Raw genomic sequence first — 16,648 nt, 5'->3', positions numbered from 1 at the left:
GACAGTGGATAGTCTATTATAGACTAAAATGAGGGATGAGGGGAGGTGGGAAGGATAGCTCATCAGTCGCCTAAGAGAGAGGGTTGCAATTCATCGATCTAGCTACTACGTCCAAATCTATAGATTCAGTTGAACCTTTACTCACTCGAAATCGTGAAGAACTTATCAAAGAATTCTGTGAGTTTTTCAATTACACTCTCCCGTTTCTTGGTACGCTCACCAGTTGGTGAGAATCGAGAAACCGGAGGTAGAATCCTTGTAATTGAGGTACCTGTTGTTGTCACAGACCCATCGCGAAATGCATTCTTGATAAAAGCATAAGTGGCATCGCGATCCAAGCCCTCGACCTTGATTATGGTTTCGAGTTCTTCAGCCTTCTTACCTTCAACAAATTCCTTCCAATCATCATCAACCACAGAGTGTATATCGAGCGATGAGATAAACTGGTTGATCAGGTCTTTCTTGTTGCGTAGTTCAACACTTGAATCTATTGCTTTATTGATATCAAGAAGCAGCTCCTTGTTTTCAGTATGACCCTCATGATAGATCTTTATCAGACCTAGGATGTAATCGATGTTAATATCCACCTGCTTGATAAGTTCCATCTCAAACAGCAGGTCTTCGTTTACATTCTCCTTTTCGACTTCCACACCTTTACGGAACTCATTATAGATATCGATGTAGGCGCTATGATAATCCTGGATATCTCGTTCGGACAGAATCTCATTGCCTGAAAACTCGTCGAATGTTGTCAGGATATTGCGTACACGTAAAATTGCACCGTACAGCTTTACAAAATCCATTTGATTCTGCTCACCCAAAATTCGCTCTCCGACTGGGAATCGTTCTAAGAGCTCCTTAACTAAGCTCTCGTAGCCTCGAACCTCTTTCTCATCATCTCTATATCCGTGATAGTAGTCGCCATAGGCCTTCAACAGAACAATACCACTAGCTTCCTTGTCACCAAACAGGGCTATCGACTCATTGGTGGCTTTTTCAAGGTTGCGGAAACAGACTATATTCCCAAATGTTTTAACGCTATTTAAGATGCGGTTCGTGCGAGAGTAGGCTTGTAATAATCCGTGTAAACGCAGATTTTTATCTACCCAAAGAGTATTAAGTGTGGTGGCATCAAAGCCGGTAAGGAACATATTGACTACGATCAATAGATCGATTTCACGATCTTTGACTCGTTTGCTCACATCCTTGTAGTAGTTCTGGAATTTGTCAGACGAGGTATCAAAGGAGGTGCCGAACATTCGATTGTAGTCGACAATTGCGTTATCCAGGAAATCTCGAGAGTTTGCATCGAGTCCTGCTGTATCCTCTGAGTTCTCATCAATCATGCCATCAGCATCCTCATCATTCACTCCGAAGCTGTAGATGGTTGCAATTTTTAGCTGTTTGTCGCTAGGTAGGTCAGCGAGCTGCTTTTTAAATTCAGCATAATACTTCTTAGCCACATCTATGGAAGAAACTGCGAAGATCGAATTAAAGCCGGCCAATCTGCGATCTTTGACCTTATAACTGCTATTTCTTTTAGTTTTCTGGTCAAAGTGCTCGCGAATATAAGTGACAATATTTGCAATACGCTCTGGAGCTGAAAGTACTGCTTCTCGATCAATATCGCTGACTTTCTTATCTTCAATGTCTTCTGCCTCCTTGATAGTTGATATATAGTCAACTTTGAATGGCAGGACATTTTTGTCAGCAATAGCGTCAACAATAGTATATGTGTGAAGCTTCTCCCCAAAAGCCTGCTCTGTGGTCCTAAGATCTGGACGTCCGCCTGAAGATGCATTAATCGCAAAAATCGGTGTCCCTGTAAAACCGAAGATGTGATAATTGTTAAATGCTTTTGTAATAGCAGCATGCATCTCGCCAAATTGAGAGCGATGGCATTCATCAAAGATCAGCACTACATGCCCATTAAAAATGGTGTGCCCTTCGTTTCGGCTAATAAAGCGATCAAGCTTCTGAATTGTTGTGACGATTATTCGAGCGTTCGGATCGCTAAGCTGTCTGGTGAGAATAGCCGTACTGGTATTACTATTCACAGCGCCCTTTTCAAACTTGTCATACTCCTGCATTGTCTGGATATCCAGATCTTTACGATCTACTACAAAAACAACCTTATCTACATCAGCCATTTTGCTTACCAATTGAGCAGTTTTGAAACTGGTTAATGTCTTACCAGATCCGGTTGTATGCCAGATATAGCCGCCGGCCTCCACACCGCCGGTCTTCTTATAGTTAGTACTTACTTCGACACGGTTTATGATTCTCTCAGTAGCCACAATCTGGTAAGGGCGCATAACGAGAAGAAGGCGATCGGTGGTAAAGATACAGTATCGGGTGAGGATATTGAGAATCGTATGTTTGGCAAAAAATGTTTTCGCAAAATCCTCTAGATCAGTAATCGGCCTATTTGTTGCATCTGCCCACCAGCTGGTAAATTCAAAGCTATTACTGGTCCGTTTACCTCGCTTAACTGATCCTTCACCATTTTCCTTGATATGAGTAGCACGGGTTGTGTTGCTGTAATACTTGGTATGGGTGCCATTTGATATTACAAATATCTGTACATATTCAAAAAGGCCAGAGGCGGCCCAGAAGCTTTCACGATCATAGCGATTGATCTGATTAAAAGCCTCCTGTATTGGAACTCCGCGACGTTTAAGCTCGATATGAACCAGTGGGAGACCATTGACCAGAATCGTGACGTCGTAACGGTTAGAACGGAGGCCATCATCAGTTGCATACTGATTGATGACCTGGAGATTGTTATCGTGGATAGTATCTTTTTTGAGTAGGTAGATGTTCTTGGTCGAGCCATCATCACGAGTAAGATTCTTAATGTAATCTTCCTGGATTGTGACTGTTTTCTCTACAATGCTCTGATTAGGGTTGGCGAGAGCGCTTGTGAAAAATCTATCCCACTCAGCATCTGTGAAAGTATATTCGTTCAGCTTTTCGAGTTGGTGCCGCAGGTTGGCAAGCAGATCTGCCTCAGTCCTAATTGAGATATACTCATATGCTTGTGATTGTAGCTGCTGGATAAATGCTCGTTCTAGCTCCGCCTCACTTTGATATCCTGCATCTCTCAGCATGTTGGCTTCACGAGTATATTCGGACACCACCGTGCTTTCTGCACTTTGGGTAACCATGTTGTATCTCTTGTTATTCATATTTTTCGTTATTTTCGCTATCCATACGACGGCGGCGCTCATCAAGGGTTTCGTCTTCGTACATCCAGTATAAAGTACCTGCTACAGGTCCAAATCCTAGTAATTGTTCTGCTGATTTAGAAAGGCTTGTTTCGATTCCTTTCAATTCGATCTTGTTCTTCCCAAGCACCTTCGCCTTTATATTACCATCGCGGGAAAAATAGATCTCTGTACCAACAGCTATACCGTATTTTTTGAAATCAAAGCGGGAACGGTTCCTTTTCTTTTGAGCGATTTCTTTTTGCTGGGCGGGGGTCGCAATGCTTGCATAGATTCCAATTTCTCTCACCTGTATCCTTTGCAAAGCTACAACTGCACGTTCTGGATCCATCTTGAAGAACTCTCGTCTGTCTCGTACACGCTTATCACCGAAGATCTCGTGCATCCATTGTTCATCCTTCTTTGCATTCTCTACTTCACAAGCGTAATAAATCTCAAAAGGCAGAGGCATGCTAGTGGTGTCAAGCTGACGTAATCTGTCCTCAAGAATGCCATGAGTAAATCCAATTTTGATATATCCAGGCATCGCCTCGTTTGTTAATATGTAAATAATCTCGTTACGATCAGACATATTCTTTGAATGTTAGTAGTTTATCTCGATAGTATTCATACTGTTGTCGTCGGGCTTTGAGTTCGGCAGGGAGTCCGATGGTGATGTCGTTCACGAGGGCGTCGAATTTGTCTAGGATGGCTACTATGTCTTTTTGCTCAGAGATCTCAGGAATTGGAACTCTGATTTTCTTTAATGCATTTGCGTTAAATTGTGGTTGTCCACCTGCAGAAGCGAGATTGTTAACTTGATTCCAATATTCTCTTGTTTTTGTAAAGTGCCAATAAAACTGATTCAATATTTTTGAATTATCGAGATCGATCTTAATCAAGAATGATGCGTAGATAGAGGGTTGCTCAGCTTTTACTAGAAGGGTCTTACCAAAGGTCGCACCAGTTCTCGCCATTAGTAAATCATTTTCTGTTAAAAGATAGTCCTTGTTACGGTCTGTAATATCTACATACTTAATATCCTGATCTCTTATGTGTCCATTATCTCCGATATCTGTAATGCGTATGAATCTTGCACTCCCAGAATCTTTTGCTTTCTCCGTAAACCCGTATTTAAATTGCCCTAATTCACTCAATGTGACCCACCTCAAATACTTATCAAATCCAATCAACCTTGAACGGTAGTACTCATACTGCTTCTTCCTTGCCTCCAGCTCTGCCTCCAGCTCTGCCTCCAGCTCTGTAAAATTATCTAGGATTTTGACAATTTCTTCCTGGACTTCGAGAGGAGGGATGGGGATTTTGAATTTCCTAAAGCCGTTCATATCAACAGAGGCGAAACTTGATGTAGTAACATTATTCCTGCACCATTCATCAAGTACATAGCAATAGTAATGTGCAAACTTCATGTCTAGTTGATCTACATACTCCGATTTAAGACTAAGAGAAGTGAACCTCTGATTCGAAAGATGTTTAACAGTGATCAGTGCATGCTCACCAATCGTAGCCGAAGTTGCGACTAGGATTGAATGAGCTGGAAAAAGTTTGCCCCCTTTCACAGCAATTTCTGCGATGTGCTGTATAGAGTCATTAAGAATGCGCCCATTCGCTCGAATATCTTCCATGCGAAACCAAGGTATTGCCCCATCTTTCCAATATTCTGGTTTGGATTTCGATGGGGTATACCCATTTTTCATCGAAAAGATTTCAGCTAATTCTTTAAACTCTACCCCCTCAGGACAGAGCTCTTCGATAAGTTTTTCAATTCTGCTTTTATCCTTTGACATAACACTTTTTACTCCTCATAACTATCACTATCTTTAAAGTACACGAATTCGTGTACTTTAAAATCCGGGTTGTTTAGTTGTTCCCAGAAACCCAGAAAATGGATCGTGCATTTTTCCCATACTATTCCCCCCCTTCAATATCAGAAACAATCTCATCTATTGCCTTTCGCAGCTCACTCTGCCTAGCAACTATCTGGCTGATTTTGCTATTTAGCTCGGTGATATCTATCACTTCACGAGTATCCTCGGCTACAACATAGCTAGATACAGCAATTTTGTAGCCATTCTCAGCAATATCTTTGTTGTCTACCAGCTTAGAAAAATAATCAACATCTGTGCGGTTTTTAAAAGCATCGAGGATCTTCTTGCGATTAGCTTCTGTCAGCTTATTCTTGTTGCCATTCCTGACAAACTCCTTTGAGGCGTCGATAAAGATAGTCTTATTGTCTTGCTTACTCTTCTTTAGCACTATGACACAGGTAGCAATTGTGGTGCCAAAAAATAGATCTGGAGGTAATTGGATAACTGCGTCTACATAGTTGTTATCGATGAGATATTTTCTAATTTTTTGCTCTGCTCCCCCGCGATATAAGACTCCTGGGAATTCAACAATAGCTGCTGTCCCACTAGTAGAGAGCCAGGAAAGCATATGCATTGTAAATGCTAAGTCTGCCTTGCTCTTCGGTGCTAATACACCTGCAGGTGAGAAACGAGAGTCATTGATAAGAAGTGGGTTAGCGTCTCCTTCCCATTTAATAGAATAGGGCGGATTGGAGACTATTGCATCGAATGGTTCATCATCCCAATGCTTAGGATCTTTCAGTGTGTCACCAAGAGCGACATCAAAATTGTTGTAGTTAATGTCGTGTAAGAACATATTTATGCGACATAAGTTGTAAGTGGTGAGATTGATCTCTTGACCAAAAAAACCCTGCCGCACATTCTCTCTTCCCAAAACCTTGGCAAATTTAAGCAGAAGCGAGCCGGAACCGCAGGCTGGATCGTAAACTTTGTTGACCTCTTTCTTGCCCACAGTAGTTATTTCAGCCAATAGTTCGCTTACCTCTTGAGGGGTGTAGAATTCACCTCCAGATTTACCTGCGTTGGAGGCGTACATCATCATTAGATACTCATAGGCGTCACCAAATGCATCGATAGTATTATCAGCATAGTTACCAAGCTGGAGATTGCCTACGGCTTCCAAGAGCTTAACCAACTTCTGATTACGTTTCTCAACTGTATTACCCAGCTTGTTGGAGTTAACATCCAGATCATCAAACAAACCCTTTAGATCATCCTCACTAACAGCTCCCTTTGCGGAGTTTTCGATATTGTTGAATACTCTCGATAGAGTTTCGTTGAGATTAGAATCATTTCTGGCATTTCTGCACACATTTACAAAGAGCTCGCTAGGCAGTATATAGAAACCCTTCTCCGTAATTGTATCGGCCCTGCCAAACTCTGCCTCTTCATCTGACAATTTTGCATAATCAAAATCTTCTTTACTAGATCTCCGTTCATCGGAGTTGATATAGTTTGTTAGATTCTCGCTGATGAACCGGTAGAAAAGGATACCTAGCACATATGACTTGAAATCCCACCCATCGACACTACCACGCAAATCATTGGCAATCTGCCAGATCGCTCTATGCAACTCTGCTCGTTCTTGCTCTTTGGTAGTGTCTGTTTTGTGGTTGCTCGCCATATATCCCCTTATTATGGATTAGATCCCGCATCAGCGGTAAAGTCTACAAGCGATTATATAGCCTCAGCGGGAGCTTGGACAGCAAATATATGATCGCCATATGAATTGCCAATGTAACTAACTGTTCTCTAATTCTTATTCACCTTGAAACAATAAATCACATCCCCCTCTTTCACATCATCCGACTTCGGATCGATGCCAGCACCAAAATCCGCACCCTTAGGTGCCTCATTCACAGCATTCTTACCCTGCCTCAACGATACAATCTTCCCCTCAACAATAATATCGTCGCCACGGACAACATAGCAGCGCTCACCACGCTTGATTAGTCCCTTAGTTACACGACCACCAAGGATCTGTGAGCCATCAGTCAATGTGAAAATCTGGCGAATCTCGGCTTCACCAAGCTCCTCTTCGGATTCTTTTGGTGTAGCCATTGATGTCAACGCATCGGTAATCTCTTCCAGCAGCTTATACACGATGTCATATGTGCGGACGAGCACCTTGCTTTTCTTAGCTTCTGCCTCTGCGCGGGTATCAACCTGCACCTCAAAACCAAGCACAATTGCTTTGGTCACGGCGGCTTTCTCGATGTCGCTTTGAGTAATATCTCCAACGCCTGCTAGCACAATATTTACGCTATATCCTTCAATATCGACTGATAGAAGGTTGGATCGGACTGCCTCGAGAGCACCCTCTGAACCGCATTTCAGTAGCACATTTAGCTTGCCACCCTCTTCTTCATTCTCAGTAGTTGTGGCTGCACCAAACATCTGCGAGAGGAGCACTGCTGCCTCATCATCGGCCTCGCCACCTTCAGCCTGCACTACTGCTTCTTCTTCGGCAACAATCTTCCTGTTCGAGGCGACAATCTCTTTTGCCACTTTTGCGTCATTATCAGCTACTATGAAAATCTCTGAACCGAGCGATACCAGATTGGATAGGCCGAGGATCTTACCTCCTGAGCCTGTGTTAAGTGCATCAACATTATCACCCTCCTCAGAGAGGAAGCCCTTGATACGTTCTACTACAGTGTTGCCATCTTTCTCATATGCGACGAATTTCCCTGTTGAAGCATCTCCTTGAAGCATAACTACTGTTGAGACATTGCCCTTCGACACATCTTTGATTGATTCCAATACGAAAGCCTTGCCAATAGCTCCTGTTGGAAGCTCGGCTCGGTCGATATAGTTGTGCACATCAATTACAAGGCTGATTGTGTCGAGAAGTGTGTCTATTCCAGTTCCATCTTTTGCAGATACCTCTACAACAGGCACATCTCCACCCATTCCTTCTACCATGATCCCTTTAACGCTTAGTTCGCGCTTGATCTTGTCCAGATTGATATCAGGAAGGTCGACTTTGGTGATTACAACGATCGGGTGAGATTTTGATGCTTTGATAATTTCGATCGACTCTTCAGTTTGTGGCTTGAGACCATCATCTGCAGCTACGATCAGCAACACTACATCGGCGATCTGACCACCTCGAGAGCGCATCAAGTCGAATGCCTCGTGGCCTGGGGTATCGATGAATGTAATCTGCTTATTTGCGCCGTTTTCATCTTTCTGATTGATTGCTACGGTAAATACCGACACTTTCTGTGTGATGCCGCCGGCTTCACCAGCCTGTACATTGCTTTCGCGGATTTTGTCGAGAAGAGAGGTCTTACCATGGTCAACATGGCCCAGAATTGTAACAATCGGGATTCGAACTTCTTTAACTTCTGCTGTTTTCTTTGCTTTGGCCACTGCTGTCTTAGTTCAACTTAACTTTTTCCCCTTGCACCCTTACCGACAGCTTCCCCTCAACCGGCTGTAGTTTCTCCCTGCTCAGATATTTCTCAACTTCTACACGCAGATTCTCTTTCTCTTCTTTGTGGATCTTCCTCTTAAAAGCCCGCTCCAGATGGTTTTTGTCGAGCGCAAGGTTAAAAACATCGATGTCTTTCTTCATACTTGCACCTCGGCCGCGCACCTTTCCGGTTGTGTCGAGCATTACCGTACCATTATCCACAATCCGCATCAACTCACTTTTCGGAGCCTTCTCGCGCGTAACGATACAGGTTCTCATCGGAACGTGGTCCTTTTTCACGTAGTAGCTCCGTTAAGTTTATCCGCCTTCTTAGTTCAAAGCCTTGTTGATCTTCTCTGCTGTTGCCTTACCAATTCCATCAAGCTCCATTAACTGCTCAACGCTCCAACCCTTAACATCATCTGCTGTCTTTCCAGCCTTTTCTAATTTCTTAACGAGTGCTGCGTCCAAAGCTGACCCATCTGTAGTTGCGCTATCATCAGCGACTGCATCATCTGCTGCTGCAGAATCATCGGTTTTCACTTCACCCTTTGGCCTTCGCTCTAGTTTCCCGTCGGGGCCCTGGATATCGATCTTCATACCGGTCAATTTGGCTGCAAGCCTTACATTCTGACCATCTTTACCGATTGCCAGTGAGAGCTGATCCTCTTCAACCTTTACAATTGCCAGGTCGCCATTGATTTCGACTGAGATCACCTGTGCTGGGCTAAGTGCCTTCTCTACAAATTCAGAAAGCTCTTCGCGCCACTCGATGATATCGATCTTCTCATCACCAAGTTCGGCCATAACGTTAGCGATTCTTACACCTCGCTGACCTACACATGAACCGATTGGATCAACACCTTCCTGGTGTGATGTGACAGCCATCTTGCTCCTTGAGCCTGCTTCACGTGCACATGCTTTAACTTCAACAACGCCAGATTCAATTTCAGGAACCTCCATCTTGAAAAGCTCAATCAGGAAGTTAGGGGCACTCCTTGACACAATCAATGTCTTCCCTTTTGGTGTATCTGCAATATCTTTGAGCAATACCTTGTATCTCTCACCGATTCTGTAAAATTCGCTAGAGATCTGCTCTTCTGGTGGCATGAATGCCATCGCTTTGCCGATTTCAAAAACTGCGTCGCCATACTGCATTCGCTGCATCATGGCAGCGAATACTTCGCCAACCTTGCCGCTATATTCTGCAAGCACTGCCTCTTTCTCAGAGTCACGTACTTTCTGCATGATAACCTGCTTGGCTGTCTGGGCTGCGATTCGGCCGAAGTCTTCTACCTCCTGCTCGATCTCAACCGAGTCACCAATCTCGAGTGAATCCTCGATTGCTTTTGCCTGCTTGAGCGAGATCTGTGTGAACTCATCTTCAACTTTGGCCACAACCTCTTTGTTGGCGATCACCTTAAATTTCCCATCGTCGCGGTCTAATTCAACTCTGACGCTCTCTTCTGTTCCACCGTACTCCTTGCGGTATGCAGCGGCGACAGCAGCCTCAAGAGCCTGAAATACCTCTTCAGGGTCGATGCCTCGCTCTGATGCGATCTGATTTATTGCAGCTAAGAATTCTGATACTAAAGCCATTTTTAATGAAATGTAAAATTTATTTCTGTCGGAATTATGATAACAGATTTATGTAAACCGCGTGGTTAAGAGTGTGAAGTTACCCTCAACTCTCAATCAACAGGTCACAAATCATCGGGGTAAAAAAAAGGTGAGCCTAAACTCACCTTCCCTACATAACTTCCGAGATTATTGTAGCACGCAAACAGCGCTATGTCCATAACACGACGATTCCCTACCTCACGAGCTATGCCTTTTTAAAACATAGTACGTTGACTTGCCTACACCCACAGAGCTAATCATCTCTAAATCTACTAACCTCTTAAAATCCATTATTCTCGTCGCCCTTGCTCTATCCGTAATACCCTCGTACTCTCTCATCGTTATAGAGCCATGCTCTTTAATATACTCTAGTATCTTTTTGTGATGAGACTCAATTCTCTCCTCATATTGTGGCAATTGCGACTTCACACGATTCAATTCATCAATGATTCCAATCGCGAAATATTCCAACCATTCTGTAAAATTGATATTCTCAGCAATTTCGTAGTAGTTACCGAAAACCCCAACATTCTTAAAATAGTTTGTAACATTCTTGTTATAGTAATTCTCAAAGCTGAACAGTGGAAAAGTGTTAATACCTAGCTCTGCTAGCAACATTTTTGTGACCAACCGAGTAGTCCGGCCATTACCGTCCATAAACGGATGAATTATCACTGCCTGTTTATGAAATAGCCCTGCAATAATTAGAGGGTCAACTCGTTTTTTACTTTCATTTATAAATACAATTAATTCATTCATCAAAGGCTCTACATCTTTGGCATCAGGAGGCAAATAGATTGTCTCACCTTTTACTGGATCATTTACAAACACAGGCTCAGTTCTGTATTTACCGTTGTATGGCTGACTTATTAGGTCATTCATCACAACACTTTGAATCTTGCAGATGTACACGTTGGATAGATCAGATACTTTTGCGGACCTAATATCCTCATCGAGCATTAAAATTGCTTTGTTGTAATTCAGAATTTCTCGCTCGGTATCCCGCAAATTCTCTGGCCTAGATTTGATGATCTTCTTTACGTCGGTGAGGGGCAACGGATTACCTTCTATTTGAGTTGAGGAATGAGCCGACAATACACGTGCGTCTCGCTCCATATCCGTCAGAACGGTACTTGAAAGCACTTTACTGTTAAGCTCACCGATAATCTTACCGATCTCGCGCATATTGGTGGCAAGAGCGTCAGTTATCGTATACCTAGGTGAAAACATAGTCGTATTATAGTCGTATTATAGTCGTAAGTCAAGAGGCTACTCCGGCGTCCAATAGCCCGACCCCGAATCTACGAATATAAACACACCCACATCATCAGGCACAATAAAATTCGCGCCATAAATATCCCCATCCACCTCTAATACAAATGTATCGTACTTACCCTTGCCCTGACTCCAGATCGCTCCAACCCTTGCATTTACACCTGTCTGCTCATTTATCGTGGCTAACAATGTCTGGATGCTGTACTGGCTGTTGCTACCCTTGAGCGCGATTAGATTCCAACCCGGCTTTAGATATGTATCGACCGGGTCTACATATGTAGAGCCTCTAAACTGCAAAGTGGCCTCTTGCTGAACCACAATGTAGACCGCGTCGTTAGGCACGAATGCGAAATCATCGGAATATGCCTGATCTCCGCGCTGGTTGTATACATTCCATCCAGGAGCAGCTCCAAAGTTGCGATATGTACCAACTGAGGTGGCATATCCTCCAGCTGCTGCAATTTGGTCAACTATCTTGGCCGCGGTATCAAAATCCTCTGTATAAAGAGGCATTGAGACGATATTGATACCTGGCACTAGCTCCATCTGGGTCACACCACCGACCTTTGTGATTTCAACATTAGAGAGACCTTTTGGCACATATGGCTCATCGTCGTCATGCTTGCCGTTGCCATTCAGATCTTGGAAGAGCGGGATGCTTTTCGCACCCTTTTCATAGTTTGCGATCATGCCGTTTGAGAATTCAAAATTGTCTGACTTCAATTCATACTCGCTTTCAGCTGGGATATCGACGGTCATTACATTGTCAGATACACCTAATACTTCCTCTGTTGCTACCTTGGCACCTAGTACATTGCCTCCGCTACTATCTTGCACAGTCAGGTCTGAGTAATATCTCGCATTTCCACAAATCCCATCAGGACAATTTGCGTTTGAGCCACTCCAGCATGCTGCGTCACCATTCGGACCGGTTGACTCACTACCATCGCACTCAAAATCGGCCGGAGTAGCTACCGCACCACCCGTGTCACTTGGAATATCACTGCCCGTATACTCACCCTGACCGATAGCAGGTAATGTCACGCCTTCATTTTTCAAATATAGTTCGGCATTATCCCAATACACGTCGACTGTTCGATATGGGTATTGGTTGTTGCCTGCGGTAAATACAGTGATGAACTCCGAGCGTGTCGAGGTCTCAACTGTGAGGGCTACAAATTCACCTGACGCTCCTCCATTTGGAAAATCTTTCCATTCCGACCAGATTATATTGCTGCTAAATGGATCAATACCACCAGTCGGGTCTATGCCGATGCGACCTTTTGTATTATGTATCATCAGCATACCGGACTCGCGCTCGTCTGGGGTGAGCTCGGTGAATGCTCCACCTTTCGCGCGGAACTCTACAATATTTGTACCTCCCTGACCTAGATGTATTCTCTGATAGATACCAGCGTGCTGTGTGCTGTAGGTCGCGAAATGCTTAGAGACTGTGCCACCTTGACCTTCAGTAGGCTTAAATTCTGGAGCGCGACAAAATTCTGGGCCGCTGCGGCATTCAAAAATCCCACAGGTACCATGACACTGATGCTCATACCATGGATGCCAATAGTTTGGCGTCTCCAACTCACTTCTTCCTTGCTGGGTGAAGCCCTCTTCAAATGTTCCATTCATCATGCCTGCCTCGGCGACAGCCTTGCTGTCATGCATTGAGCTGGTACATGCCTTGCCAAGACATGGGTCTTGACCGTTCATCGAGGATCCGTAGCTACCACTCGCACCAGTAGTTGCGGTGTAGCCGCTTACTCCAACTGAGCCGGAGTATGGTCGTGACCCACTAGACGAGCCAGAGTAGCCACTCAATTCTACTCGTGCGCCTACCGAGCCCTCTTGCGGCACTCTGAATGAGCCAATCGTACAGTTTGCGATCATCTGCTTGATAAGGTCTGGGTTATTGTGGAGCTCGCTATGATATGAAAATGCACCATCTGAGTTTGCACCGAGACTATTAAATAGCAATACCGCTTCTACTTCTTCCATCGCTTCTAGCTCTGCTATAGCAGTAGCCAATGTATCGAGGCCGTGCGAGGTGTTGATCCGGCCGAGCTCGGTCACCATAACCTGCTTGGTAGAGCCACCTGGCAGGCTTGCGATGAAATTTCGTACATCTTGTGGAACATTATCGGCTCCACGCTCGTGGATATAGTCATTCACGGCCCAGGCGTAAAGGCTGTCTACAACATCCGCGAAGCCCGAGTGATTCATCATGAGTCGCACATACGAGGTAGCGGTATAGTTTGGATGCGGGTTGGGATCATCGCAATCTGAGCAGCCTGGCCACTGGCCATCGCCGGAGATATAGAGGTCAAGATTAGGGCTGATTGCTTTAATACCAGCATCGTCTGGGTTCTTCGAGAGATAGCCCGAGTTTTCAAGCACTCTGATTGTGTCATGTACAAAAGCCGCTTCCTGATTAGGGTCGATATACTCGGCGTTATTTGGCTCGTTATGACCAACATGGACGAAGATACCGTTCTGTGGCAGCCTGCCAGACGACTTTAGCGCTTCATACGCCTCAACTATACGATTACCATACTCACTGCCGTTCTGGATCTGACAATTTCCTTTGTAACAGATCCTTAAGAGCATCGACATCCCCAGCTGATCAGCTTTTACCACAGTATTGGCGTATGCCTCCATACCACCAAGGTCAGTTATTATTGCTTCACCCCACCTCATGCCTAAGCTGCTTGCTTTGCCAAGAACATCACCATTTACCTCATAAGGGACCGCAAAATTTTCGCCAATTTTCTTGCACATATTGGCTGAGGTGGAAGAGGCTGGAATCACACCTGCTGAGTCAGGGCGAACAGGGTTATTGGCATAGTTACCGGTGTTTCCAGATCCACTGTTACCACTCCCGCTCGAGCTAGCTGGAGTACCATTTGGTTTATTTATAGTCACAGAAGGCTTCAGACTCTCCCTGTTTGTACACTCTACAGTGCCATCATACGCATGTACTGTGTACTTCTTCCCGTAGGAGATGCCGAGCTGCTCATAGTATATGTATCCACCATTTTTTATTACCAGATCTGTGCCAGTCGCAGGATCTTTTAAGAATTCACCAGTCTGAGAATCTTGCAGCTTGAGCGTGACACTTTCTGGCTTATGGTACTGGGTAGAGGTGGTATGCTTCACCAAACCGACTTTAAATCGCTTCTCATTTGAAGGGCACACAGTTGTGTCTAGTTCTTCGGTCCAATGTATCTTATCGTTGCACTGTATACGGATGCCGGCATATTGTGTACCGGTCACACATGAGTTCGCTGCATTTACTTTGCCCACTAGCGACTCATTCACCGTAGAAGCCCCATATGCCAAAATATCGCCACTTTCCTCACCGACCACCAGGTCGGCTACAGGCTTATTCCAAAATGAAGCAGTCATATACTCGGTCTCTTCACCATCAGAGGAGATTACCTTAATATTTTGCAGGTAGTTTTTGCCTGCGCGGTTTTCGTCATAAGAGATAGAGTATGCTCCATCGCCATTTGTAATCGCGGCGAGCCTACCTAGGTTCACTGTCTCCATTTCATCAACTACGACCAACGCTGATTCAACACCAAGCTCATCTCGATTCACAACTCGGCCATATAGACGATCCAATTGTGGAAGCTCCTCTGTAATAGTAGTAGTGCTACCATCCGCTGTGACCAGACCCGTCCTCAGAAGCTTCGATGCAGCTGTATTTGCCCAGGCTATTTCATAGTTGGCGCCTGCTTCAAGATTATTGATATTTGCGTAAAGAAATCTCTCGCTGCTATGCCGCTCGGAGAAGCAAGGGGTAACCGATTCTTCGACACATTGAGATAGTGCATCGCCATTTAGTATCGGAATTGCTTCGCCTGTTAGGAGCTCTTTATCTGGATCAATAATTGCAATAGCAGTTAGGTTGCGATCTGTGGCATTGGCGACATACACCTCCTCGATTCCGCTTTTCTGCAAAAGAATGACCGCTAACAACACTAAAAGCGGCAGTAAAATAACAAGCGCCACATACAACAGTTTCCGTGGCCTAGAACTTTTTACACTATTCATAGGAATATACTACCCAGTTATCAATTTCGCTGCAACTCGCCCCACAGTTTTTTCTCCTTGCGCGATAGCTTCTTAGGAATTATCACGTTGGCTTTGACATACTGATCACCTCTATCGGTCCGCCCAGGGATTGTGGCTCCCTTATCCTTAATCCTGAATATTGCGCCAGGCTGGGTTCCTGCTGGAATCTTTAATTTCACCTCACCATCAACAGTGGGCACAGAGATCTCACCACCAAGAGTTGCAGTAACCACATCTAGATCTTGTGTTACATATATATCATTGCCCCGACGCTCAAAAATCTCGTGAGACTCAACCGCTATCTCAATATATAGGTCACCGGCAGCTGCACCTCTTCTTCCTGCACCACCGCTTCCTGTAAAGCGCAATACCATCCCGTCATATGCACCAGCTGGCACATTTATCTTTATCTCTTTCTTCACCCTCTTTACCCCATCACCACCACACTCTGAGCACTTCTCCTCGGGTACTTGGCCGGCACCATGACACTCTGGACACTCGCTTACAAATGACATTGCGCCAAAGAAGCTATTTTGCACGCGCTGCACCCTACCTGAGCCACCACATGTCTTACAGCCTTTGGTTTTGCCAGTTTTGCTGCCGCTTCCAGCGCATTTTTCGCACTCTACATTTTTACTTACTTCGATCTCATACTCCCCACCTTTGATAGCATCCATGAATCCCAGCTTGATTCTGTATCGAAGGTCTTCTCCATTGAAGCTTCTCTCCTGTCTGGCTCCACCACCGAAGTTAAACCCACCAACATTTGCGCCACCGAAGAACTGCCCAAATATATCTCCTAGATCGCCCATATCAAACGTAGCCCCGCCATATCCGCCATCACCATATCCTCCACCAAAACCTGAAAAACCATCTGTGGCAGCATGGCCGTACTGGTCGTACGCTTTTCGCTTATTATCGTCAGAAAGCACCTCATATGCTTCACTCACCTCCTTAAATTTCTCCTCCGCCTCTGGAGCCTTATTGTGATCGGGGTGATACTCTTTCGCCAGCTTACGAAAAGCCTTTTTAATATCTCGCTCGGTTGCCTCCTTGGGCACACCTAAAATTTCATAGTAATCACGTTTGCTCATAGCATGGAAATTTTAGCAGACGATTAACCAGATTGCTAGTCCTGTAGCGCATTTATTTGCATGCAG

10 protein-coding genes are annotated in these 16,648 nt (G+C 44.6%); all 10 read right to left on the bottom strand.

Features of this window, described 5'->3' with window-relative positions:
• Positions 1-137 precede the first annotated feature (137 nt).
• Positions 138-3,188 (bottom strand): type I restriction endonuclease subunit R, encoded by a 3,051-nt coding sequence (locus QY318_02685; protein ID WKZ30731.1) that lies wholly within the window; start codon positions 3,186-3,188, stop codon positions 138-140.
• On the bottom strand, positions 3,181-3,798 hold the full coding sequence (locus QY318_02680; protein ID WKZ30730.1) for a GIY-YIG nuclease family protein: 618 nt from the start codon (positions 3,796-3,798) through the stop codon (positions 3,181-3,183). Before QY318_02680 ends, QY318_02685 begins: the two co-directional genes overlap by 8 nt.
• Complete coding sequence (locus QY318_02675) at positions 3,791-5,014, bottom strand: restriction endonuclease subunit S (GenBank protein ID WKZ30729.1); 1,224 nt, start codon at positions 5,012-5,014, stop codon at positions 3,791-3,793. The genes QY318_02680 and QY318_02675 overlap by 8 nt, the downstream gene beginning before the upstream one ends.
• A 121-nt stretch (positions 5,015-5,135) precedes the next feature.
• Positions 5,136-6,719 (bottom strand): type I restriction-modification system subunit M, encoded by a 1,584-nt coding sequence (locus tag QY318_02670; GenBank protein WKZ30728.1) that lies wholly within the window; start codon positions 6,717-6,719, stop codon positions 5,136-5,138.
• A 128-nt stretch (positions 6,720-6,847) separates the two neighbouring features.
• A complete protein-coding gene (locus QY318_02665) occupies positions 6,848-8,470 on the bottom strand; it encodes a GTP-binding protein (GenBank protein ID WKZ30727.1) in 1,623 nt (540 codons plus the stop codon).
• Positions 8,471-8,477: 7 nt separating this feature from the next.
• The gene (locus QY318_02660) at positions 8,478-8,813 is read right to left on the bottom strand and encodes a YlxR family protein (protein ID WKZ30726.1); all 336 of its coding nucleotides are present in this window, start codon (positions 8,811-8,813) and stop codon (positions 8,478-8,480) included.
• Positions 8,814-8,843: 30 nt separating this feature from the next.
• Positions 8,844-10,112: a transcription termination factor NusA gene (gene nusA, locus QY318_02655; GenBank protein WKZ30725.1), complete on the bottom strand. Its 1,269-nt coding sequence runs from the start codon at positions 10,110-10,112 to the stop codon at positions 8,844-8,846.
• Between the two features lie 219 nt (positions 10,113-10,331).
• Positions 10,332-11,363 carry a Fic family protein gene (locus QY318_02650; protein WKZ30724.1) on the bottom strand — a complete coding sequence of 344 codons (1,032 nt, stop codon included), beginning with the start codon at positions 11,361-11,363 and terminating at the stop codon, positions 10,332-10,334.
• 39 nt (positions 11,364-11,402) lie between these two features.
• Positions 11,403-15,374: a hypothetical protein gene (locus QY318_02645; GenBank protein ID WKZ30723.1), complete on the bottom strand. Its 3,972-nt coding sequence runs from the start codon at positions 15,372-15,374 to the stop codon at positions 11,403-11,405.
• Positions 15,375-15,487: 113 nt separating this feature from the next.
• A complete protein-coding gene (dnaJ, locus tag QY318_02640) occupies positions 15,488-16,582 on the bottom strand; it encodes a molecular chaperone DnaJ (GenBank protein WKZ30722.1) in 1,095 nt (364 codons plus the stop codon).
• Positions 16,583-16,648 lie beyond the last annotated feature (66 nt).

This window comes from Candidatus Dojkabacteria bacterium (assembly GCA_030583845.1).
Lineage (GTDB): Bacteria > Patescibacteriota > Dojkabacteria > SC72 > JAHDCA01.
The sequence above is the reverse complement of the archived record's forward strand: the minus strand, read 5'-3'. Positions and strand labels throughout refer to the sequence as shown.

What these genes read in the sequence shown, in the direction of transcription:
- QY318_02685 (WKZ30731.1), bottom strand. Translation starts at nt 3,188, where the DNA reads ATGAATAACAAGAGATACAACATGGTTACCCAAAGTGCAGAAAGCACG.
- QY318_02680 (WKZ30730.1), bottom strand. Translation starts at nt 3,798, where the DNA reads ATGTCTGATCGTAACGAGATTATTTACATATTAACAAACGAGGCGATG.
- QY318_02675 (WKZ30729.1), bottom strand. Translation starts at nt 5,014, where the DNA reads ATGTCAAAGGATAAAAGCAGAATTGAAAAACTTATCGAAGAGCTCTGT.
- QY318_02670 (WKZ30728.1), bottom strand. Translation starts at nt 6,719, where the DNA reads ATGGCGAGCAACCACAAAACAGACACTACCAAAGAGCAAGAACGAGCA.
- nusA (WKZ30725.1), bottom strand. Translation starts at nt 10,112, where the DNA reads ATGGCTTTAGTATCAGAATTCTTAGCTGCAATAAATCAGATCGCATCA.
- QY318_02650 (WKZ30724.1), bottom strand. Translation starts at nt 11,363, where the DNA reads ATGTTTTCACCTAGGTATACGATAACTGACGCTCTTGCCACCAATATG.
- dnaJ (WKZ30722.1), bottom strand. Translation starts at nt 16,582, where the DNA reads ATGAGCAAACGTGATTACTATGAAATTTTAGGTGTGCCCAAGGAGGCA.